This is a genomic window from Plantactinospora sp. BB1 (assembly GCF_003030385.1).
Taxonomy (GTDB): domain Bacteria; phylum Actinomycetota; class Actinomycetes; order Mycobacteriales; family Micromonosporaceae; genus Plantactinospora.
The window spans coordinates 4,433,026-4,453,262 of sequence record NZ_CP028159.1 but is presented as its reverse complement, the minus strand read 5'-3'; the positions used below and the strand labels follow the sequence as shown (position 1 = coordinate 4,453,262).

Here is a 20,237-nt window from a genome sequence, read left to right as displayed (position 1 = left end):
GTGACGATCATCACCTTCAGTAGCCGACGCGGCTGGCGGGCGTCAGTCAACCCTCGGTCCCCAGCCGGGGCACGACCGGTCGGAACGGCGTCGGGGCGCCCGGGTCACCGGCACGGCGCGACCGGTATGCGGGCACCCCCACACAGGTGAAGAGCAGCGCCGCGAGGTCGGCCGGCTCGCCGAGCAGCCCGGGTACCTCCGCGTCGACGAAGGTCATGCCGCTGGCGCTGGCGCCGAGGGCGTACGCCGCGAGGTGCAGGCGTCCCTCCACCAGGCCGGCGGCCAACTGCGCGTCGCGGTAGCCCCGGTCGTCCAGCCCGGCCAGCGGCGTCGCCGCGACGACGACGTAGGCCGCGTCCGCGGCGAGGCTCTGGTCGAGGCAGACCCGCAGCAGTTCGGCGCGGTGGTCACCGGCGCGCACCGGACGCGCCAGCTCCGGCCACCGGTAGATCCCCGGGGCCAGCCCGTCGACGCCGTGCACGGCCACCCAGTGCGGGACCCGCACGCCGCGCAGTGCCGCCCGCAGCGGCCAGTCCAGCAACGCGCGGGGCAGCGTCCGGCGCCGGTCCATCCGGCGCTGCGAGCCACGCCGCCGGACCACCTCGTCCACGAACTCCGCCGCCGGCACGTCCGGCAGTTCGGGCCCCTCCGGCCAGGCCGGTCCGAGGTCGTCGCACTCGCCCGCACGCTGCGCGGCGGTGCAGAGCGGCAGCTCGACCGGCGGCAGTTCACCGGCGGCGGCCGGCCCGGTGGGTGCCACCGCCGGCTCGCCGTCACCGAGGCGGAGCAGCGCCAGCGGGTATTCGTGGGTCCCGTCGGCGCCGACCAGCGTCCGAAGCCGGGCGTCCGGAAACCGGCTGTGCAGGCGCGGTCGCAGCCCGGCGCTCGCCGCCGCCGCGTGCAGTTGCGAGAGCAGGGTGCCGGCGTCCCAGTAGAGGTGCCGCCAGCCCCGCTCGGCGTAGCGCCAGCCCGTCCGCCACGGCACACCGGTGACGACCAGGGTGGTGGCGGCGCCGTCGGCGGGCGGGCCGACCCGCACCAGGGCGTGCCGCTGCCCGTCGTACCAGTGGACTCCGTCGGGGACGCCGGCCACTCCCCGGGTACTGGCGTAGAGCTCCAGCGGAAAGCGCCCGCCCGCCGACCCGGAGGCGCGGAACGGCAGCACGATCCCGTCGCGCTCGGCGACCCGGACCACCCCGGCGCCGAGGAAGAGCACCCGTCCCAGCTGCGCGGCGTCCAGCGGCCGTGCCGGAGCCCGCTGCCCGGCCAGTACGGCGGTCGCGGAGACGCCCGGATCCGGCAGCTCACGTGGCAGCGGTACGACCGGCAGCCCGTGGTACGCCTTCATCGGCGGCGGCCGGGTGCCGGGATCGTTCGGTACGAGGTCGTGCCGGACCCGCGGATCGTCGACCGGCACGTCCCACTGCCGTCCCGGCGCGTACGACGTCAGCCGGTGCAGCAGCCCGGCGCCCGATTCCAGATCCACCGACCCATCCTCGCAGGTCCGGCCGTCGGTGGACCGGTGCCTACCGGGCGGCCCGGCCCTGGACCGTGGCCCGGGACCGGGCTCATGCCTCGGGGCTGACGGTGTCGACGGCGACGCAGGGCCGCACCTCCACCTCGCCGACGACCACCCGGACTCCGGGGGTCGCCGGGACGGGCCGCTGCGGTTCGAGGCGGGCGACGAGCGCCGCGCGCAGCCCCGCCAGATCCCCCGGACGATGGCGCCCGTCCAGGCGACCGGGGCGGAGCGCCGTGCGGAGGGACTGGCGCAGATCCGACAAGCCGCGCCGGTGACGTGCCCGGACCACCTCGACCGGGTCGACGACGGTGCAGTGGAAGATCACCGTTATCGGGAACTCCCATCCGGCTTCGGCACTGCGTACCCGGTCGGAGGTGTAGATCGACACGTCGCGGCGGACGTCGACGACGGTGGCGGCGACCGCCCGGCCGGCCCGCGCCGGATCGAGCGGGCCGGGCAGGTACTCCTCGCCGAGCTGGTAGACCAGGATCTCGTGCCGCCCGGCGACCAGCGGATGCCGGCGCTGGCGCAGGGCGTTCGGCCGGAACCGGGGCCAGAGTTCCCGGTGCGCGACGATCGGATAGTGGCGGCTCGCCATCTCAAACCTCCCACTCCGGTGACCTCAGTACTGCAACGCCGTCGCCACGTCCCGCCCGATCCGTTCGACCGCCGCGAGGTCGAGCCCGTAGAGCACGTAGCGACCGTGTCGTTCCACCCGCACCAGTCCCAGGTCGCGCAGCACCCGCAGGTGCCGGGAGACCTGGGGGCGGGTCATCGACAGCCGGTCCGCCAGGTCGGCGGTGGTCATCGACTGCCGGGCGATCAGCCGGCACAGCCGGACCCGGCGCGGATCGGTGAGCGCCAGCAGGCGACTGCGGGCCAGGGTGACCCCGACGTCCGGCGCCTCCACCGGGAAGTGCACCACCGGCGGCAGTCCCGGCTCGTTCTTCACCAGCAGGTGCGGGGCGCCGTACCGGGTGGGGATGAGCAGGACCGGGGTACGGGACGGGCTGATCACCGCGTGGTGCACCTTGTCGAAGACGACCCGGGACGGCCCGGTCGACGGAGTGGCCAGGCGGGCGGTGGAGGGGCTGAGCGCGATCAGGGCGGCCGCCGGACCCTCGTCGGCCAGCCGCTGCCGCAACCGGTGCGCGGCCCGGGCGAGGATCGGCTCCGTCCGCGCCCAGAGGTCGGCGAAGTAGACCCGGTGGCACAGGTCGAGGAAGTCGAGCAGGTCGGCCCGGAGCGCCTCGGGGTCGCGCAGCAGATCCTCGGCCAGACCCAGGTGCGGCTCCGGCAGCCGGGCGGCGGCCTGCCGCAGCGCGCCGGCCTGGGCCGGGTCGTGCAGTACCCGGCCGAAGTCGAAGCCGTGGTAACCGCTGGCGCAGGTGAACGCCGTGAGTTCGGCGAACCGGTGCAGTGGGATCCCGGTCAGCGCGGCGGCCGGTGCGGTCGTGCCGAGCCCCGGATAGAAGGCCCGCCAGCGCAGCGCCGTCCACAGTGGTGCGAAGCGCAGCAACCCGGCCCGGAAGGCGGGTGGTGCGGTCCGGGAGACCTCGGCCGCCCAGGTCGCGTGCTCGGGGTGGTGACGGTGACCGGTCAGCACGTGCAGGCTCGCCGCCAGCTCCGCCAGTGGCGACACGACGACGGGAAATCGGTCGGGGCCCACCCCCGCGAGGAGGATCACAACCGACATGACGCCGAGTGTATGGTCGGCAACTCGTCACACCCGTACCTCGGACTGCGCCGCGAACTCCGCCCGCGCCGCCGCCAGCAGGTCCGGCCGGGTGAGCAGTTCGGCGACCACCCGGGCCAGTCCGGTCGCCGCGACCTCGGTGCGGTCGTGCGCGAGGGGCGTCGCCGCCGCCTCGCGCATCGCCGCCGAGTGGCTCGGCGTGCCGGGCTCGGCGATCTGGACGTACGGGTGGATGACCGGCAGCAGCCCAGACAGGTTGCCGATGTCGGAGGAGCCCGCCGGCCCGTCCGGCTCACCGGGCAGGATCTGCACCCCGAGGGCCCGTACCGCCGCACCGAACCGCTCGGCGAGCACCATGTTGTTGCGGCGTTCGGCGTACATCGGGCCGGTTTCCCGGAGCGCCGCCGCCGTTCCGGTGGCCAGCGCCGCCCCGTCGGCCGCAGCCCGGACCCGGTCGACCAGCGCCTCGACCGAGGCTGCCGTCCGGTCCCGGACGTAGAGGTCCACGGCGGCGTACGCGGGTACGACGTTCGGGGCCGCTCCGCCGTCGGCGACGATGCCGTGCAGCCGTACGGTGGGCGGCACGAACTGGCGCATCGCGTCGACCGCCTGGAGGAAGAGTTGGGCTCCGGCCAGCGCACTGCGGCCCAGCCAGGGGGAGACCGAGGCGTGTGCGCTGGTGCCGGTGAAGGTGATCCGCAGGTGCGCGGCGGCCAGTCCGGGGCGGGCGGTCAGCGAGCGGTCACCGGGGTGGAACATCACCGCCGCGTCGACGCCGTCGAAGACCCCCGCCTCGATCAGCCGGATCTTGCCGGCGCCGCCCATCTCCTCGGCGGGGGTACCGAGCACGGCGACGGTGCCCGGATGGTCGGGCAGCGTCCGGACGACCGCGATCGCCGCCGCGGCGGCACCGGCCGCGATGAGGTTGTGGCCGCAGCCGTGCCCCAGGCCGGGCAGTGCGTCGTACTCCGCGAGCACCGCGACGTACGGTCCGGGCCGGCTCCCCTCGTGTACGGCCGCGAACGCCGTCTCCATCCCGCCCAGCGGCGCCCGCACCGTGAAACCCGACTCGGCGAGCCAGCCGGTCAGCAGCTTCCGGGCGTGGAACTCGGTGAACTTCAGCTCGGGGCGGGCGTGGATGGCCAGGCTGACCGCCTCCATCCGGGGCCGGAGCGCGGCGACGGCGGTGCGAAGGACCTCCAGCGCCGGGGTGGCGGTGGACGTGGTGGACATGGCGACTCCCGTGGTAGGCGGCGATCGGTGTGCCGACGCGCCTCGGCGGAGGCCGTGCGTCGTCAGGTACTCCGAGACTGCGACCGTCCGGAGCGCGGTGGCGGCGAATTGCCGCGGCCGAGGTAACCGTCGCCCGCTGACCCCTGGGACCGCCCGGGCGGCCCGCCGGCCGGTGGCGCGAAGCCGTTCCGTCCGGCGGGCCGCACACTCAGCTCCGGGTGATCCGCACGTCGTCGAGCGCCGCCTCGACCAGGCTGGCGCTGCCGGCGTCTGCGGCCTCCACCACGATCCGGACGCTCTGCCCGGCGAAGGCCGAGATGTTCGCGCTCGCGGTCTGCCAGGCGGCGGCCCGGTTGGCGGCGGTGCCGGCGACGTCGAGCACCGTGCCGGTGCTGCTGCCGACGATCCGCACCCGCAGGTGGTCGACGCTGCTCGCGTTGTTCAGGTGCGCCAGATACCAGGAGAAGCCGAGTGTCAGCGTGCCGCCGGTCGGCAGGCTGATCGGCGGCGACTGGACGCTGGTCACGCCACCGTCCACGTCGTGGTCTCCGGCGGCGCTGCCGGCGAGCGCACCGGTCACCAGGTCGAAGCTGCCGCTGACGGTGGTGCCGAGCTGGGTCGCCACCCCCGAACTGGTGGCCGCCGGATCGGCCCGGACCCACTGGCCGGCGGTCGCGGTGTCGGTACCGGCGGGGTTGACGGTCCAGCCGGTCGCCGTCTCGAAGGTGTCGGCGTAGACCGTACTGCCCGGTGGTGCCGGCGTACCGGCGAGCGTCCAGACGGTGTGTGCGATCGCGTCGGCGTTCCGGTCGAGCGCGGTGTCGTTGATGTTGCTCGTGGTGTCGCAGGCCCGGTGGTAGCACGGATCGAAGGCGGCGCCGGCCGTACCGCCCCAGAGGGTGGCCTGGCTGCTCGACTTGATCCCCTCGGCGCCGGTGAAGGTGCCGCCGGCCGGAATGCCCACCCGGATGAACGGCCCGTAGTCGCTGCGGCCGTCGAAGTCGGTGCCCCGGGTCGGCACCCCTATCGAGGTGAAGTACCCCTGGATCGTCTGCTCGATCAGGGCCGACCCGGCCGGTCCGGGGCCGGAGCCGACGCCGTCGGAGTTGTCGCCGTCGTAGACGAAGTAGCCGGCGTTCGGCGAGCCGACCATGTCGAAGTTCAGATACTCGCCGATCCGGGCCCGCTCGGCGCTCGGCAGGTTGTCGACGTAGTACTGCGAGCCGCGCAGCCCCAGCTCCTCCGCACCCCACCAGGCGAACCGCAGGTGCTTCCGCGCGGCCAGCCCGGTCCGGGCGACCGCCAGCGCCACCTCCAGGATCGCCGCCGAGCCGGAGGCGTTGTCGTTGATGCCCGGACCGGCGGCCACGCTGTCCAGGTGTGCCCCGGTCATCAGGACGTCCTCGGGATCGCCGCCCGGCCAGTCCGCGATCAGGTTGTATCCGGTGGCGCCGTTGTAGCTGAACGACTGCACCGTCGTGCGATAGCCGACGGCGTCGAGTTGGGCCCTGACGTGGTTGACCGAGGCGAGGTAGCCGGGGCGGCCGTGCGCCCGGTTGCCGCCGTTGGCGGTGGCGATGGACTGGAACTGGGCCAGGTGCGCCTTCACGTTGGCCAGCGGGATGTCCGGCGCGGCGAGCAGCCGGACCCGCTCGGCGGCCGAGCCGGGTGCTCCGGCTCCGGCCGGGCCGGCCCCGGCGGGTACGACCACGCTGACGGCGGCCAGTACGGCGCCGGTGAGGCAGTGCAGCAGACGACGGTTCACATGTCCTCCCAGGGTCACCGGATCGGTCCACCCGGGCGCCGCCGATCGGCGGTGACCGGGTGGCGGACGCCGTCGTCGCCGACCCGGTCCGGGCCGGCCGTCACATCGACGACTTTCATCCGCGATCAGCAGCGTGGCGATCCGGAGGCGCGGCGGCAATAGCCGGGAGTTCGATTCCCCGCCTGCCCCGAATTGGGGCGACTCACCCGACATCACCATCCGACATCACCAGCCGACCGGTCCGGCCACGCCGGCTGTCGAGGGCCGGGGAGCTTTCCGACAGTGCCGTTCAGGCGACAGAACAACATGAACGTCCCTCGATACCTTCGGTGCGGCACTCGAGAGCCGGTCCTGATTTGCCTCGCATCAGATGGGACATCCATGCGACTACGACCATCTCTTCGGACCACCACCGCGACGATCGCCATCCTGACCGCCACCGTCCTGTCGTCGACGCTGACGACGGCGGGCGCCACGGCCGCCCCGGCGGCGGATCCCGCCGGGGTCAGCTCGACCTCGGTCCGGCTCAGCCCGGAGGCCGCCGCGCTGGGCAGCACTCCGGAGACCGCACTCGCCCGGTTCTGGACGAAGGAGCGCATCGCCGCGGCCAAGCCGGCCGACAACGGCGTCTCGCTCGCCGAACTCCGCAAGACCGCGCAGAGTTCCGTACTCGGTGAGACCGTCGTGGCGGGACTGCCGCCGCGCGCCGCCGCGACCGGCCTCGACGGGCAGGCCGGGACCGGCTCGGCCAAGGCGGCCCGGGGCGACGCGTCCGTGCTGGCCGGCCCGACCGGCACCTCCTGGCCGTGGCGGCACGACTTCGTCTCGCTGACCAACGGCAAGGTGCTCTACCAGCACAACGGCGGGCTCTGGCACTGCTCGGGCGTGGTCGTCAGCACCGAGGCCCGCAACACCGTCTTCACCGCGGGACACTGCGTGCACGAGGGCTCCGGCGGTGTCTGGCAGAACACCAACTGGACCTTCATCCCGGACTACTACTACGGCGACCGGCCGCTCGGCACCTGGACCGCCCGGGAACTCTGGTCGCTGAACGGCTGGATCAACGACGGCGACCGGGCGTACGACGTCGGGGTCGCGGTGATGCACCTGAACGCCGGGCGCCGGCTCGCCGACGTCACGGGCAGCCAGGGCATCCGGATCAACGGGCCGACCACCCCGTCGGTGTGGCACTTCGGGTTCCCGCTGAACTCCCCGTTCGACGGCGAGGACCTGATCACCTGCGACGGTCCGACGTCGCGCCGGTACGTCATCACCGGCGACCTGAAGCTGGCCTGCACCATCCAGGGCGGTGGCAGCGGTGGCGCCTGGCTGGCCGACTTCAACGGCGACTCGGGCTACACGATCAGCGTCAACAGCTACCACGTCGGCAACGACCTGACGCAGATCTACGGACCGTACTTCGGTGACGGGGTGTCGAACCTCTACGCAGCGGTGCGTAACCTTAGCTGATGCGTTCCGTACGCCGCCGGGTTGTCGCCATGGTCGTCCTCTCGACCGTGGCGGCAACACCGGCGGCGTGTGCGGGTGCGGACCCGGGCGGTGACCCGGCCTCGCCCCGGGTGGTTCCGGCGCTGAGCCTCACCCTCGAACGCAGCCCGGGGCCCGCCGACCGCGAACTGCGGATCCGGGTGGCGATGTCGGCGCTGGCCGACGGCATCGACCGGGTCGAGCAGCGCCGCGACGGCGACCGGTTGGGCCTGCTGGTCTGGGTACGGGAACGGGCGGCCGGTCCGGCCGAGGCGGTGCCGAACTCGGCGCGGGTCGAGAGCACCGCCGTACCGCTCGACGAGCCGGTCGGTACCGCCCGGGTGGTCGACCTCTCCACCCGGCCGCCGCGACCGGTCCCGGTGGTCCCGGCCCCCTGACCCGGCGACCCGAGCCACCCGGCCGGCGGTCGTGACCGGCGGGACCCGGTTGACATTTGTCACGGGCCCGACCGGGTGCGCCGCACGGAAACCGGTGAGCGGTGGCACTGCCGCCGGCCGGCCACGGCCCGAACAATCGAGACATGAACCAGACCATGACGGCCACCGACCCCGGGTCCGGGGCGCTGGACCGGGAGACCGTCGTCCAGGTCGACGACCTACGGCGACGGTACGGCGGCAGCGGCGGCTTCGAGGCGGTGCGCGGGATCTCCTTCTCGGTCGGCCAGGGCGAGCTGTTCGCGCTGCTCGGCACCAACGGTGCGGGCAAGACCTCCACACTGGAACTCGTCGAGGGGCTGGACCGGCCCAGCGGCGGCACGGTCCGGGTCTTCGGGCGGGACCCCTACCGGGACCGGGCGGCGGTACGGCCCCGCACCGGCGTGATGCTCCAGGAGGGCGGCTTCCCCGCCGACCTGACCGTGACGGAGACCGCCCGGATGTGGGCCGGTACGCTGCCCGACCCGCAACCCGTCGACCGGGTACTGGAACTGGTGGACCTGCGCCACCGGGCGCGTACCCAGGTCAAGGCGCTCTCCGGCGGCGAGCGGCGCCGGCTCGACCTCGCCATGGCGATCCTCGGCCGGCCGGACGTGCTCTTCCTCGACGAGCCGACCACCGGGCTGGACCCGGAGAGCCGGCACAACACCTGGCAGTTGGTCCGGGCGCTGCTCGTCGACGGCCTCACGGTACTGCTCACCACGCACTACCTCGCGGAGGCGGCGGAACTCGCCGACCGGCTGGCGATCATGCACCGGGGACGGATCGTCACCGCCGGTACCGTCGCCGAGGTGGTGGCCGCGTACCCGGCCCGGATCAGCTTCGTACTCCCGGACGGGCTCGACCGCGCTGAGCTGCCGGCGCTGCCCGGCGCCCAGCCGCCGCCGGCCGGTGCGCCGGCCGCCGGCACCGGCGGCCGGCTGACCCTCTACACCGACGCGCTGCAACCCGCGCTGACCACGCTGCTGGGCTGGGCCAACGGGCGCGGCGTCGAACTGGCCGGACTGGACGCCCGGTCCGCGTCCCTGGAGGAGGCGTTCCTCGCGGTGGCGCACTCCGAGGAACCCGTCGAGGAGGAGATCCGATGACCGCATCGACGCAGGCGACCGGCGGTGGTGGCCTTCTCCGGCGGCTCGGGCTCGGCCGGGTGAGCCTGCGCCGGATCGGCGCGCTCGGCCGGGCCGAGATGATCCTGCTGCTGCGCAACAAGACCGCCACGACCACCGCGCTGCTGCTGCCGCTGGGCACGGTGGCGCTCTTCTCGACCTTCATCGACGGTGCCGGGCACGTCTCCACCGGGGCGATGCTCGCCACCACCATGTTCGGCTTCGTCCTGCTCTACGTCGTCTACTACAACCTGGTCACCACCTACGTGGCCCGGCGCGAGGAGCGGGTGCTCAAACGGCTGCGGACCGGGGTGGTCACCGACGCCGAGATCCTGGTCGGCGCGGCGGTGCCGGCCCTGGTGCTGGCCCTGGCCCAGCTGCTGCTCACCGTCGTCGCGGCCACGGTCTTCTTCGGCCTGCCGGTACCGGTCAACCTGCCGCTGCTGCTCGTCGCGGTGCTGGCCGGCTGTGCCATCTTCGTACTGCTCGCCGCCGCGTCGTCGGGCTTCACCAGGACGGTGGAGACCGCACAGATCACCACGCTGCCGGTACTGGTGCTGTCGATGATCGGTTCCGGGTTCACCGGCCCGGTGGAATCGCTGCCGGACGGGATCGCGGCGGTGTTCCAGATGCTGCCGCTGACTCCGGTGCTCGAACTGGTCCGGCTCGGCTGGGTCGGCACCACCGGAACGGACGCGCCGCGCGACTTCGTCGGCGTACTGGCCGAGGCGGGGCGACCGGCGCTGATCATACTGGTGTGGCTGGCTGCGGGTGTCTCGGCGACCCGCCACTGGTTCCGCTGGGACACGCGACACTAGTCGACGGAGGACAGGGAGGTCCCGGGATGCGTGAGCTGATCGGCTGGTGGACCAGACGTGGCCAGCCCGAGCGGTTCGACCTGGTGACCCGGGCCACCCTCTACGTGGTGTTGGTGACCGAGCCGATCGCGCTCCTCAACGCGACCGGGGAGGCGTGGCCACTGGCCGGCCGCGTCGTGGTGCTCGGGCTCGGTACCGCGCACATGGTGCTCTGCCTGCTCGCCGTACGGGCCGGGGTCGAGCACTTCCTCGGCCGTCGGGAACGTCCCACCCGGCTGGTACTGGCGACCGGCGGCCTGACCCTGGTCACCATCGTCGCCGCCGAGGCCACCAACGCGCTGACGCGGCACCAGGCCGACTCCGCCGGGTGGACGCTGCCGGTGACGGTACTCGTCTCGTGCTACTTCCTCGGGACGCTCTGCACCGTGACCCCGCCCCGGTACGCCTTCGTCGGCGCCGTCGGACTGGCCGGTCTCATCCTGCTGGTGGGGCTGCTCGACGGGGCGCCGGCCGCCCTGCTGCTCTCGTCGGTCTGGATGCTCCTCTTCGGCTTCGTCGTGCTGCTCTCCACCTTCCGGTGCTCGCTCTGGATGCTCGGGGTGCTCTGGGAACTGGAACGGTCCCGGGGCAACCAGGTCCGGCTGGCGGTCGCCGAGGAGCGGCTGCGGTTCGCCCGGGACCTGCACGACGTACTCGGCCGGAACCTCTCGGTGGTGGCGTTGAAGAGCGAGCTGGCCGCGCAGTTGGCGAAGCGGGACCGGCCCCGGGCCGTGGAGGAGATGCTGGAGGTGCGCCGGATCGCCCAGGACTCGCTGACCGAGGTACGCGAGGTCGTCCGAGGCTACCGCTCCGTCGACCTGGACGCGGAACTGGCCGGCGCCCGCGCCGTGCTCACCTCGGCGGGCGTGCGGTGCCGGGTGCTGGGGGAGGGGCGCGACCTGAGCCCGCAGGCGCAGAGCGCGCTCGGGTGGGTGGTCCGGGAGGCCACCACCAACGTACTGCGGCACAGCGAGGCGCTGACCTGTACCGTCTCGCTGCGGCGGGAGCGATCGGCAGCCGAGCCGGACGCTGCCGGGGCCACCGGCGGCGCCAACGCCGGACACCTCGCCGATCCGTCCGACGGCGCGCGGGTGGTCACGCTGGTGATGGAGAACGACGGGGCACGTCCGGGCGGCCCGCCCGTGTTCGGCAACGGCCTGCTCGGGCTCACCGAACGGCTGGCGCCGCTCGGTGGTCGGGTGACCGCCAGCCGACCAGGCCCGGAGCGGTTCCGGCTCACCGCGCAACTGCCGCTGGCCGCAGCGGCCCCGTCGACGGTCTCCCCGTCGACCACCTCTCCGTTGACGGTCGGCGCGTCGTCGGTCTCCCCGTCGACGGTCTGCCCGTCGACCGACGAGGCGCAGGTCGTCTCGCGGTCGACCGGTGGGCCGCAGGTTGTCTCGCCGTCGCCCGCCGGGGCGCAGGGTGTTTTCCCGGTGGGCGGCGGGGCGCCGTCGGGTGCGGCGACCGGCTCCGTCCCGAGCCGGCGGGACCGATCGTGACCGGCCAGCCGGGACCGGCGCAGCCGGAGCCGATCCGGATCCTGCTCGCCGAGGACGAGCACCTGATCCGTGGGGCGCTGACCGCGCTGCTCGGGCTGCACGACGACCTGGTGGTGATCGGCGAGGCCGCTACCGGTACCCAGGCGTTGTCGCTGGCCCGGGCGCTGCGGCCCGACGTGGCCCTGCTCGACATGCAGATGCCGGAGCTGGACGGCATCGCGGTCGCCGAGGCGATCCGGGCCGAGGTGCCGGGCTGCCAGACGATGATCGTCACCAGCCACGGCCGGCCCGGTCACCTGAAGCGGGCCCTCTCGGTGGGGGTACGGGGGTTCCTGCCGAAGACGGTCTCCGCCGAGGTGCTCGCCGACGTGGTCCGCAGCGTTCACGGCGGCGGCCGGTACGTCGATCCGCAGTTGGCCGCCGAGGCGATCAGCGCCGGGGACAGCCCGTTCACGCCCCGCGAGTCCGACGTGCTGGAGTTGGCGGCGGACGGCGCGCCGATCGAGGAGATCGCCCAGCGCATCTCGCTCTCGCCGGGGACGGTGCGCAACTACCTCTCCTCGGCGGCCGGCAAGGTCGGTGCGGCCAATCGGCACGAGGCGGTCGCCATCGCCCGCAGGTACGGCTGGCTCTGAACCCCGGCCCCCGGGTCGGCGCGTCCCGGCGCGGCGCCCGAGTTCGCCCGACGGCCGGGGTGTGCCACCGCTCAGCGGGCCCAGGGCAGCTCCCGGGGCTGGGGATCGTCCGGGACGGTGGCGGTCCCGCCGGCCGGCATGCAGACCAGCGCCTCGGCCGGCTCGGCGCCGGCCCGGATCTGTCGGGCCACCCCGGCGGGCAGGATCGCCGCCTGGCCGGCGCCGATTACCCGGGTCTGGCCGTCCACGGTGACGGTGAAGGACCCGGCCAGCGGCATCCAGACCTGCTCACGGTCGACCGCGTGCACCGGCCCGGCGCCGTCCGGCGCCATCCGGACCCGCCAGGTGGCCAGCTCGGCGCTGCCCTGGCTGGGGGTGGCCAGCCCGGACATCGTGCCACCCGGGGTACGCGTCGTCCGGCTCTCGCTCTCGGTCACCACGACCACGTCCGCTCCTCGGATCACGTCGTCTCCTCGCTAGTCAAGTAGCTTTACTCAGGTCACGAGTAAAGCAACTTGACTCAGTCGTGTCAAGATGGGGTCGTGACCACAGACGACCCACTGGCCCGTACCGAGCTGACCTTCCTGCTCGGGATGGGTTTCCAACTGGTGCTCGCCGAGTTCGTCCGGCGGGTGTCCGAGGCCGGCTACCCGGACCTGCGCCCGGTGCACGGACTGGCGTTCCAGGCGCTGCGCGGCGGGGGTGCCACCGGCACCGAGCTGGCGGAGCGGCTCGGTGTGACCAAGCAGGCCGCCGGGCAACTCGTCGACGAACTGGAACGGCGGGGTTACCTGCGCCGCGAGCCGCACCCGAGCGGTGGGCGGCGTCGGCTGATCGTGCTGACCGATCGGGCCACCGAACACCTGGCGGTCGCCGGCCGGGTACTGCACACCCTGGAGGCCGAGCTGGTCGCCGGAATCGGCGCCGACGGCCTCGCCGCGCTGCGTACCGAGCTGAGCCGGCTGGTACGGCACCTGGCCGGCGACGAGCCACCGCCGCTGCGCCCACTCTGGTAGCGGCGGCGACCACCGCTCCGGGCGGGGCACCGGATGCGTGGGAGGCGCACACCCTATCGCACTAACACTATAGATAATTAGGATGTACGGCGTGCTGGAGTTCTACCTGGATCGTCACGCCGGAATCCCGACCTATCTGCAACTGGTGCAACAGGTCACCCACGCCCTGCGGGTCGGTGCGTTGCATCCCGGTGACCGGCTGCCCACCGTCAAGGAGGCGTCGGCGCAACTCGCCATCAACCCGAACACGGTGCTCAAGGCGTACCGCGAATTGGAGCGCGGCGGGTTGGTCGAGGCACATCCCGGCCGGGGCACCTTCGTCCGCTCCGGCGTCGCGGTGGCCGCGGTACCCGACCACCCGGTGCTGCGCGACCAGCTCGCGGCCTGGGTCGACCGGGCGCGGGCGGCCGGGCTGACCGCCGACGACGTGCTGGCCCTGGTCAGCACGGCGGTACGCCGCGGATATCCGGAACGGACCGAGCCGGCGGCCTGACGCCGGGGCCGCCCCGCGCGATGCCGTCGGGCGGCTCAGTGCACCCGGACCGGATTGGCGGCGTCGATCCGGGCGGTCACCTCCAGCCGGCGCGGGGCGAGCCCGGAGGTGGTCCGGAACCGCTCGACCGCCGTCGTCACATGGTCCCGGACGGCGGTCATCCCGGCCCGGGAGTTGAGCTGCAACTCGATCCAGAGTTCCGGCCGGGGCGCGGTGCCGGCCAGCGTGACCGACGCCCGGCGGACCTGCGGATCCCGGGCGAGGTCGCGTTCGAGGCCCCGGGCCAGCCGGGCGCCCCGGACCCGGGTGGCGCCGGGCAGCGCCGGGCCGGCGGCCGCGGTCTGGCCGGTGACGGACCGCAGGTCGAGGTCGCCGAGCACCGGGTAGCGACGGGCCCGGAGTACCCGGCCGAGCAGCTTCGACCCGAGCCAGGCGAAGAGGAGCCCGAGTACGCCGAGGATGACCAGGCCCCACGGGTCGATGCCGCGCCAGGTGCGCAGCAGTCCCGACCAGAGCAGCGGTGCCTCGTTGTCGACTCCGGCCAGGTGCCCGAGGCTGGCGATCAGCCCCACCACGCCGATGGCGGTGAGCACGAGCCCGACCACCGTCCAGAGCACCCGGATGGCGCTGTTCGTCATGCCGGCTCCCCGCGTCGCCGCATCAGCCCTCCACCCGGGCTACCTCGGTACGTGGCCGGCTGCCCGACCGGACCATCTGGACGTCGACGTGGTCCTGGGACGAGGCACCCAGGTTCTCCAGTTCGCGCCGGACCGTGAACTCCACCGCCAGCCGGACCGAGGCGTCACCGGTCGCCCGGATCCGGGTCCGCCAGCCGAGGCCCTCGCGGCGGACCCGGGCGCTCGCCGACTCGACTCCGGGTACCGAGTTCGCGGCCGTCGCCAGTTGCCGTTCCACCGACCGGCGTTGCAGGTGCCAGCCGTCGGCGAACCGGGCCGGTAGCCGCTCGGGCTTCCAGCGGACCAACTGTCCCCACAGGATCAGCAGTCCGACCACACCGGCGGCGATGATCCCGGTCCGCACCCAGGGATCCGCCAGCCGGGTACCGGTCAGGGTGCGGTACCAGTCCGTCCGGTCGATCACCACCGACCCACGGTCCAGGGCCACCGCGAAGACCTCCACGATCAGCAGCAGTCCACCGCCCAGCAGCGCGCAGCCGAGCAGCAGGGTGGCGAGCCGGTTGACCAGGCGCATCCGTCAGCTCCCGTCCACCGGTACCGGCAGGTCGATGTCGTCGACCACCACCTCCACCGAGGGGCGCTGCCCGAAGTCGGCCAGTACGGCGCGGACCGCCCGCTGGATCTGTTCGGCCACCGGGGCGATCGGGACCGGAGCGACCTCGACGTGCACCTCGACCGGGTTCCCGAGCCGGATACCGACGATCTTGCCGCCGGGGAAGAGGGTGGCCACCTCCACGCCGGTGCCGGCGGTCAGCCCGGACACTCCGGGGACGGCGAGTACGGCGTCCCGGACTCTCCCGGCGACCGAGGCCAGATCGGCGACCCTGGCCAGCTCGGCGACGGCGGCCGGGCCGCTGACAGTGGTCGGGCGGGTCGGCGTGCCCCGGTCGGTGGTCGTGGTCGGGGTAGCGTCGGAAGCAGCCGCGTCGGTGGCCGCCCGGCTGGTCATCGGGCCCGCTGCTGGCGGTCGTCGCCGTCGCCGTCCTGGTCACCCTCGACGAAGACGTCGTCGACGTTGATGTTCACCTCGACGACCCGGAGGCCGGTCATCGCCTGCACCCGCTCGACGACGTTGCGGCGTACCGCCTCGGAGACGTCGACGATGCTCTGGCCGTAGAAGGTGACGATGTCCAGGTCGACCGCTGCCTCGCGCTCGCCGACCTCGACCGAGACGCCCTGCCGGATGGTCTCGCTGCCGCCCGGGACGAGGCCGCGGAGCTGCCCGACCCGCCGGGCCAGCCCGGCACCCATCGAATGCACGCCCGGAATCTCCCGGGCCGCGAATCCGGCGATCTTGGCGACCACGCCCTCCGCGATGCGGGTCTTGCCAGCCTCGGTGCTCAACTCGGCCCGGGGCGGTCCGCCGCCGTCCGGGCTGGCCACCGGTCCCGGCGCGGCGGCCTGCTTCCGGTTGTCGTTCCTGGTGGCGGTCTTGCTGTCAGCCATCGCCTCTCCTCATCTCCTGCCGCAGCTCGGTCGACATCCGGGTGCCCGGCACCCGCTCAGCGCCTGCGGGAGGCGGTTGCCCGGTCGGCCAGTCCGGCGACGTTGAGGTCACCGTCGATCACCCGTACGGCGAGCCACCCGACCAGGCCGGCGAGCACGGCGCCCGCCGCCGCTCCGAAGCCGGCGACGGCCCACACCGCCGCGATGAGGAAACCGGCGACGAAACCGAACTGTTGGCGTGACATGGGGTTCCTCCCCGGCTGGTGCGGCGTGCGGCAGGTCGCAGTGGCTTACACATTTGGCGGAGAAGTCGAACCCGGCCGGGCGGAGGAGATGTGTGATCTGCGTCACTCCGGCTCTTGCGATCATGCTTGCCCGTGTCGCCGGTACCGTGGCCGGGGTGCGGCTCACCAAGTACACCCATGCCTGCGTACGGCTCGAACACGACGGCGCCGTCCTCGTCATCGACCCCGGCTCCTGGAGCGAACCGGCGGCGCTGCGCGGCGCCGACGCGGTACTCGTCACGCACGAGCACACCGACCACATCGACGTACTGCGGCTGGCCGGCCTCGGTGTCCCCGTCTACGCGCCGGCCGGGGCGAACATCCCCGACCTCGACGTGCACCCCGTCGCGCCCGGGCAGGAGTTCACCGCCGCCGGCCTCCGGGTACGCGCCTTCGGCGGCCGGCACGCCACCATCTACGGCGGGAAGCCGGACTGCCCGAACCTCGGGTACCTCGTCGAGGGGCGGGTCTACCACCCCGGCGACTCGGTGCACCGGCCGGAGGTGCCGGTGGAGACGCTGCTCGTGCCGGTGCAGGGATCGTGGCTGAAGACCGCCGAGGCGATCGACTTCGTCCGGGACGTCGCACCCGAGCGGGCGTACGGCATCCACGACGCGCAGGTCAACGAGCGGGGATTGCAGAGCGTGCACGGGTGGCTCGCCGAGGAGGCCGGTGACTGCTACCGCTGGCTCACCCCGGGCCAGACGGCCTGACGCATCCCCCGCCACTCCCTCGATGACGGCCAACCGACGGCCGGTCGACGACCGCGCGTCGGTGATCCCGGCACTCCGTAGCCGTCAACCGCTGCGGCCGGGGCCGGCCGGGCTGCCGGGCCGTTCGGTCCAACTGTCCACGATCGCCGCGACCAGCGCGACGAGTACGAATGCGATGGTGGCCAGCAGGGCGTCCCGGAAGGCCCGCGACCAGCCGCCGTGGGTGGCGGCCAGGGTGCTGAAGAAGATCGCGCCGACTCCGGCGATGCCGGCGGCGGCGCCGATCCGCTGGCCGGTCTGCAACATCCCGGCCGCGCTGCCGGCCTGGCCGACCGGCACCTCGGAGAGCGTCAGGTTCTGGTTGGGGGTGATCACCAGGCCGCTGCCGAGTCCGGCGACGAGCAGCGGCAGGGCGGTCGCCAGCGGCGCGCCGTGCCCCGGCACGAAGTGCAGGGCCAGGATCACCCCGCCGAGCCCGACCGCGACGGTGGCCAGGCCGATCGCGACCAGCGGCCGGCCGAACCGGTTGACGATCCGGCCGCCGACTCCCGCCGTGAGCGCCGAGCCGAGCGCGAACGGTGTGATCGCCAGGCCGGCCTCCAGCGCGCTGTACCGCAGGCCGCTCTGGAGATAGAGGGTGAAGAGGAAGAAGACCGCGACGAAGCCGCCGAAGTAGAGCAGCCCGATCAGGGTGCCGAGCGAGTACGACCGGAGCCGGAACAGCGCCAGGTCGAAGAGGGGTTCGCGGTGGCGCCGGTACCGCAGTTCCCAGCCGACGAAGCCGAGCAGCACCAGCAGGCCACCGGGGATCAGCAGCCACTTGAGCGGCCCGTGCCACTGCTGCCGTTGCACCAGCGGCAGCAGCAACAGGACGACACCGGCGCCGAGCAGCAGTACGCCGACCGGGTCGAGTCCCTTGCGGCTGGCCCGGCGCCCGGGACCGGTCGGCAGCAGCCGCCAGGCGAAGAGGATCGTGGCGATGCCGACCGGCACGTTGACGAAGAAGACCAGTCGCCAGCCGAGGTGCTGGCCGCCGAGTTCGATCAGGGCGCCGCCGAGCAGCGGGCCGACGGCGGTGGAGATGCCGATGGTGGCGCCAAGCATCCCGAACGGGCGACCCCGGTCCGCACCCCGGTAGAGCTGCTGGATCAGCCCGATCACCTGCGGGTTCACCAGTCCGGCCGCCGCGCCCTGGAGCAGCCGGGCACCGATCAGCCAGGCTGGCGACTTGGCCAGCCCGGCCGCCGCACTGGTCAGGGTGAACAGCGCGAGGCCGAGCATGAAGACGTTGCGTCGGCCCCGGATGTCGCCGAACCGGCCGGCGGGTACCAGCATCAGCCCGAAGGTCAGCGCGTACCCGGAGAGGATCCACTGGAGATCGCTCGGGTCGGCGTGGATGGCCTGGTCGATCGAGGGGATCGCGACGTTCACGATGCTGACGTCGAGCAGCGTCATGAACGCGGCGACCAGTCCGATGGTCAGGATCTGCCTGCGCCGCCGGGCGGCGGTCCGCTCGTCGAGCCCGGCCAGTGGATCCGGTTCCGGTTCGTTCGGTCCGTCCGGGCCGCCCGGCCCGGATCGACCGGCACGACCCGGTGGATTGCCTTCTGCCGCGCTCAATCGGGCCTCGCTGACTGTGCCGCGTCCGGGTGCGGGCCCCGAACGGTGACCGCCGGGGACAGACTATCGCAAATCACTCCGAACGCCTGGTCAGCGACGTGCCGGCCGGGTCGTCGCCCCGGCGCTCAGGCGAGCTGCTGGGAGCACCAACGCGGGCCGAAGTCCAGACCCTCCAACGGGGAGTCCTCGCGGTGCAGCAGGTTCTTCTCGCCGAGCACGTGCAGCGGCGTCGTCAACTGGTCCGGCGGCAGGCCGACCTCTTCCGCGATGGCCTCCGGGAACGGTACCTGTCCCCGGGCCTCCAGGGTGGTGACCGCCTGGTACACCCGCTGTTCGATGTCGGTGAGATGCAGCTGTTGCATGGTGACCTCCTCGCCCGCGCACAGCGCGCGGGCAGTTCGCGAGGCGGCGATTACCCACCGAGACGGCGTTGATGCACCGGGTAGTGGATCCGCCACCGATCGTCGACCGGCGTCCCGTTCCCGGCGCCGCCCGGCCGGTCACCTAGGCTGCTACCCGTGACCTGGGACGTCGCCGTGATCGGGGCCGGACCGGCCGGGCTCTCCGCCGCGTTCGCCGCCGCGCGGGCCGGAGCCCGGACGGTGGTGCTGGAGAAGTCCGAGCATCCGCGCTACAAGACCTGCGGCGGCGGGCTGATCGGCACCTCGTTGGCGGCCGCCGAGGCGCGGATCGAGGTACCCGCCGACGACCGGGTGGACCGGGTGACCTTCACCGCCGACGGGCGGCGGGAGTTCACCCGCCGGCACCGGCCGGGGCAACTGCTCACGATGGTGCGGCGGGAGGAGTTCGACGACCGGCTGCGGGGCGCCGCCGTCGGCGCGGGCGCCGAGATCCGGCAACGGGTCGCGGTGCGCGGGGTCGAGCAGGACCCGGAGGGCGTACGCGTCCGGCTCGCCGACGGCACCGAACTGCGCGCCCGTACGGCGGTCGGCGCCGACGGCTCGGCCGGGGTGACCGCCCGCCAGGTCGGGGTGCGGTACTCGCAGGTCGACCTCGGGCTGGAGCTGGAGATCCCCGTCCCCGCCCCGCTCCAGCAGCGTTGGCGGGGCCGACTGCTGCTCGACTGGGGACCGCTGCCCGGGTCGTACGCCTGGGTCTTCCCCAAGGGCGACCGGTTGACGGTCGGGGTGATCGCGGCCCGGGGCGAGGGGGAGCGGACCCGGCGTTACCTGCGGGGGTTCGTCGAGCGGCTGGGCCTGGCCGGCCTGGAGCCGGCGCACGACTCCGGGCACCTGACCCGGTGTCGCGCCGACGACTCCCCGCTGCGGCACGGCCGGGTGCTGGTCGCCGGGGACGCGGCCGGCCTGCTGGAGCCGTGGACCCGGGAGGGGATCAGCTTCGCGCTGCGCTCCGGGACGCTCGCCGGCACCGCGGCGGCCGGTGGTGACCTGGACGGGTACGTCCGGGCGGTGCACGACCAGCTCGTCCCGCCGATGCGGGCCGGGCACCGGATCCTCGATGCCTTCTCCCGGCATCCCGGCATCTTCCACACCGCCCTGGCCACCCCGCCCGGCTGGCGGATGTTCACCGCCTTCTGCCGGGGCGAGACCAGCTTCGACCGCACCCTGGAGCGTCGCCGGGTACGCGCCGCACTGGCCCTGCTCGGCTAGTTGTAGTGCTCACGCGCGTTGTCGACGGCGTGTCGGCCTGATCCAGGCAGAGGGTGCTGACGCCCGTACCTACCGGA

General features: G+C 73.5%; 23 protein-coding genes. 10 read left to right on the top strand and 13 right to left on the bottom strand.

Annotated features, from left to right (window positions below; all coding sequences use genetic code 11):
* Positions 1-46: 46 nt before the first annotated feature.
* The 5 genes from C6W10_RS19565 to C6W10_RS19545 form a co-directional block, all read right to left on the bottom strand.
* Positions 47-1,486, bottom strand: a complete 1,440-nt coding sequence (locus tag C6W10_RS19565; protein WP_234361339.1) for a hypothetical protein — start codon at positions 1,484-1,486, stop codon at positions 47-49.
* 82 nt (positions 1,487-1,568) lie between these two features.
* Positions 1,569-2,120: a hypothetical protein gene (locus tag C6W10_RS19560; protein WP_107259352.1), complete on the bottom strand. Its 552-nt coding sequence runs from the start codon at positions 2,118-2,120 to the stop codon at positions 1,569-1,571.
* A gap of 24 nt (positions 2,121-2,144) precedes the next feature.
* A complete protein-coding gene (locus C6W10_RS19555) occupies positions 2,145-3,218 on the bottom strand; it encodes a DUF5937 family protein (protein WP_107259351.1) in 1,074 nt (357 codons plus the stop codon).
* A gap of 27 nt (positions 3,219-3,245) precedes the next feature.
* Positions 3,246-4,451, bottom strand: a complete 1,206-nt coding sequence (locus C6W10_RS19550; protein ID WP_107259350.1) for an amidohydrolase — start codon at positions 4,449-4,451, stop codon at positions 3,246-3,248.
* A gap of 208 nt (positions 4,452-4,659) precedes the next feature.
* A complete protein-coding gene (locus C6W10_RS19545) occupies positions 4,660-6,216 on the bottom strand; it encodes a M28 family peptidase (protein WP_369936590.1) in 1,557 nt (518 codons plus the stop codon).
* A gap of 381 nt (positions 6,217-6,597) precedes the next feature.
* Between C6W10_RS19545 and C6W10_RS19540 the strand changes: the two genes are divergently transcribed.
* The 6 genes from C6W10_RS19540 to C6W10_RS19515 all read left to right on the top strand — a co-directional run bounded on the left by C6W10_RS19540 (position 6,598) and on the right by C6W10_RS19515 (position 12,259).
* Positions 6,598-7,686, top strand: a complete 1,089-nt coding sequence (locus C6W10_RS19540) for a serine protease (RefSeq protein ID WP_107259349.1) — start codon at positions 6,598-6,600, stop codon at positions 7,684-7,686.
* Entirely contained in the window at positions 7,686-8,102 is a 417-nt protein-coding gene (locus C6W10_RS19535) for a hypothetical protein (RefSeq protein WP_107259348.1), read from the top strand. The genes C6W10_RS19540 and C6W10_RS19535 overlap by 1 nt, the downstream gene beginning before the upstream one ends.
* A gap of 143 nt (positions 8,103-8,245) precedes the next feature.
* Positions 8,246-9,247, top strand: coding sequence for an ABC transporter ATP-binding protein (locus tag C6W10_RS19530; RefSeq protein ID WP_234361338.1), 1,002 nt, complete (start codon positions 8,246-8,248; stop codon positions 9,245-9,247).
* Positions 9,244-10,083, top strand: coding sequence for an ABC transporter permease (locus C6W10_RS19525; RefSeq protein ID WP_107259346.1), 840 nt, complete (start codon positions 9,244-9,246; stop codon positions 10,081-10,083). Before C6W10_RS19530 ends, C6W10_RS19525 begins: the two co-directional genes overlap by 4 nt.
* A 26-nt stretch (positions 10,084-10,109) precedes the next feature.
* Positions 10,110-11,624 carry a sensor histidine kinase gene (locus C6W10_RS19520; protein WP_107259344.1) on the top strand — a complete coding sequence of 505 codons (1,515 nt, stop codon included), beginning with the start codon at positions 10,110-10,112 and terminating at the stop codon, positions 11,622-11,624.
* Positions 11,621-12,259 carry a response regulator transcription factor gene (locus C6W10_RS19515; protein ID WP_234361337.1) on the top strand — a complete coding sequence of 213 codons (639 nt, stop codon included), beginning with the start codon at positions 11,621-11,623 and terminating at the stop codon, positions 12,257-12,259. Before C6W10_RS19520 ends, C6W10_RS19515 begins: the two co-directional genes overlap by 4 nt.
* Before the next feature lie 71 nt (positions 12,260-12,330).
* Here C6W10_RS19515 and C6W10_RS19510 read toward each other — a convergent pair whose 3' ends face one another.
* Positions 12,331-12,723 carry a cupin domain-containing protein gene (locus C6W10_RS19510; RefSeq protein WP_234359276.1) on the bottom strand — a complete coding sequence of 131 codons (393 nt, stop codon included), beginning with the start codon at positions 12,721-12,723 and terminating at the stop codon, positions 12,331-12,333.
* A 78-nt stretch (positions 12,724-12,801) separates the two neighbouring features.
* On the opposite strand from C6W10_RS19510, the gene C6W10_RS19505 reads away from it, so the two are divergent.
* Both C6W10_RS19505 and C6W10_RS19500 read left to right on the top strand, forming a co-directional pair.
* Positions 12,802-13,275 (top strand): MarR family winged helix-turn-helix transcriptional regulator, encoded by a 474-nt coding sequence (locus tag C6W10_RS19505; protein WP_234361336.1) that lies wholly within the window; start codon positions 12,802-12,804, stop codon positions 13,273-13,275.
* 91 nt (positions 13,276-13,366) lie between these two features.
* Positions 13,367-13,768, top strand: a complete 402-nt coding sequence (locus C6W10_RS19500) for a GntR family transcriptional regulator (RefSeq protein ID WP_107264102.1) — start codon at positions 13,367-13,369, stop codon at positions 13,766-13,768.
* Between the two features lie 35 nt (positions 13,769-13,803).
* On the opposite strand, the gene C6W10_RS19495 is transcribed toward C6W10_RS19500, so the two are convergent.
* The 5 genes from C6W10_RS19495 to C6W10_RS19475 are packed head-to-tail and all read right to left on the bottom strand — an operon-like array spanning position 13,804 to position 16,157.
* Complete coding sequence (locus C6W10_RS19495) at positions 13,804-14,406, bottom strand: hypothetical protein (protein WP_107259340.1); 603 nt, start codon at positions 14,404-14,406, stop codon at positions 13,804-13,806.
* 22 nt (positions 14,407-14,428) lie between these two features.
* Entirely contained in the window at positions 14,429-14,980 is a 552-nt protein-coding gene (locus C6W10_RS19490) for a DUF6286 domain-containing protein (RefSeq protein ID WP_107259339.1), read from the bottom strand.
* A 3-nt stretch (positions 14,981-14,983) separates the two neighbouring features.
* Complete coding sequence (locus C6W10_RS19485) at positions 14,984-15,415, bottom strand: hypothetical protein (protein ID WP_107259337.1); 432 nt, start codon at positions 15,413-15,415, stop codon at positions 14,984-14,986.
* Entirely contained in the window at positions 15,412-15,912 is a 501-nt protein-coding gene (locus C6W10_RS19480; protein ID WP_107259335.1) for an Asp23/Gls24 family envelope stress response protein, read from the bottom strand. Before C6W10_RS19480 ends, C6W10_RS19485 begins: the two co-directional genes overlap by 4 nt.
* Positions 15,913-15,968: 56 nt before the next feature.
* A complete protein-coding gene (locus C6W10_RS19475) occupies positions 15,969-16,157 on the bottom strand; it encodes a hypothetical protein (protein ID WP_107259333.1) in 189 nt (62 codons plus the stop codon).
* Between the two features lie 155 nt (positions 16,158-16,312).
* On the opposite strand from C6W10_RS19475, the gene C6W10_RS19470 reads away from it, so the two are divergent.
* Positions 16,313-16,909, top strand: a complete 597-nt coding sequence (locus tag C6W10_RS19470; protein ID WP_107264101.1) for an MBL fold metallo-hydrolase — start codon at positions 16,313-16,315, stop codon at positions 16,907-16,909.
* Positions 16,910-16,993: 84 nt separating this feature from the next.
* On the opposite strand, the gene C6W10_RS19465 is transcribed toward C6W10_RS19470, so the two are convergent.
* Together C6W10_RS19465 and C6W10_RS19460 are read right to left on the bottom strand one after the other, a co-directional pair.
* On the bottom strand, positions 16,994-18,364 hold the full coding sequence (locus C6W10_RS19465) for an MFS transporter (protein ID WP_199854051.1): 1,371 nt from the start codon (positions 18,362-18,364) through the stop codon (positions 16,994-16,996).
* Between the two features lie 290 nt (positions 18,365-18,654).
* Positions 18,655-18,891 (bottom strand): hypothetical protein, encoded by a 237-nt coding sequence (locus tag C6W10_RS19460; protein ID WP_107259329.1) that lies wholly within the window; start codon positions 18,889-18,891, stop codon positions 18,655-18,657.
* Between the two features lie 156 nt (positions 18,892-19,047).
* Between C6W10_RS19460 and C6W10_RS19455 the strand changes: the two genes are divergently transcribed.
* Entirely contained in the window at positions 19,048-20,160 is a 1,113-nt protein-coding gene (locus tag C6W10_RS19455) for a geranylgeranyl reductase family protein (protein ID WP_107259327.1), read from the top strand.
* The last annotated feature ends 77 nt before the right edge of the window (positions 20,161-20,237 follow it).

Bases quoted from the DNA above. Each gene is read 5' to 3' on its own strand.
- C6W10_RS19555 (WP_107259351.1), bottom strand. From the start codon at position 3,218: ATGTCGGTTGTGATCCTCCTCGCGGGGGTGGGCCCCGACCGATTTCCC.
- C6W10_RS19520 (WP_107259344.1), top strand. From the start codon at position 10,110: ATGCGTGAGCTGATCGGCTGGTGGACCAGACGTGGCCAGCCCGAGCGG.
- C6W10_RS19475 (WP_107259333.1), bottom strand. From the start codon at position 16,157: ATGTCACGCCAACAGTTCGGTTTCGTCGCCGGTTTCCTCATCGCGGCG.
- C6W10_RS19550 (WP_107259350.1), bottom strand. From the start codon at position 4,451: ATGTCCACCACGTCCACCGCCACCCCGGCGCTGGAGGTCCTTCGCACC.
- C6W10_RS19535 (WP_107259348.1), top strand. From the start codon at position 7,686: ATGCGTTCCGTACGCCGCCGGGTTGTCGCCATGGTCGTCCTCTCGACC.
- C6W10_RS19540 (WP_107259349.1), top strand. From the start codon at position 6,598: ATGCGACTACGACCATCTCTTCGGACCACCACCGCGACGATCGCCATC.
- C6W10_RS19525 (WP_107259346.1), top strand. From the start codon at position 9,244: ATGACCGCATCGACGCAGGCGACCGGCGGTGGTGGCCTTCTCCGGCGG.
- C6W10_RS19485 (WP_107259337.1), bottom strand. From the start codon at position 15,415: ATGACCAGCCGGGCGGCCACCGACGCGGCTGCTTCCGACGCTACCCCG.
- C6W10_RS19460 (WP_107259329.1), bottom strand. From the start codon at position 18,891: ATGCAACAGCTGCATCTCACCGACATCGAACAGCGGGTGTACCAGGCG.
- C6W10_RS19490 (WP_107259339.1), bottom strand. From the start codon at position 14,980: ATGCGCCTGGTCAACCGGCTCGCCACCCTGCTGCTCGGCTGCGCGCTG.
- C6W10_RS19465 (WP_199854051.1), bottom strand. From the start codon at position 18,364: ATGACGCTGCTCGACGTCAGCATCGTGAACGTCGCGATCCCCTCGATC.
- C6W10_RS19495 (WP_107259340.1), bottom strand. From the start codon at position 14,406: ATGACGAACAGCGCCATCCGGGTGCTCTGGACGGTGGTCGGGCTCGTG.
- C6W10_RS19480 (WP_107259335.1), bottom strand. From the start codon at position 15,912: ATGGCTGACAGCAAGACCGCCACCAGGAACGACAACCGGAAGCAGGCC.
- C6W10_RS19560 (WP_107259352.1), bottom strand. From the start codon at position 2,120: ATGGCGAGCCGCCACTATCCGATCGTCGCGCACCGGGAACTCTGGCCC.
- C6W10_RS19530 (WP_234361338.1), top strand. From the start codon at position 8,246: ATGAACCAGACCATGACGGCCACCGACCCCGGGTCCGGGGCGCTGGAC.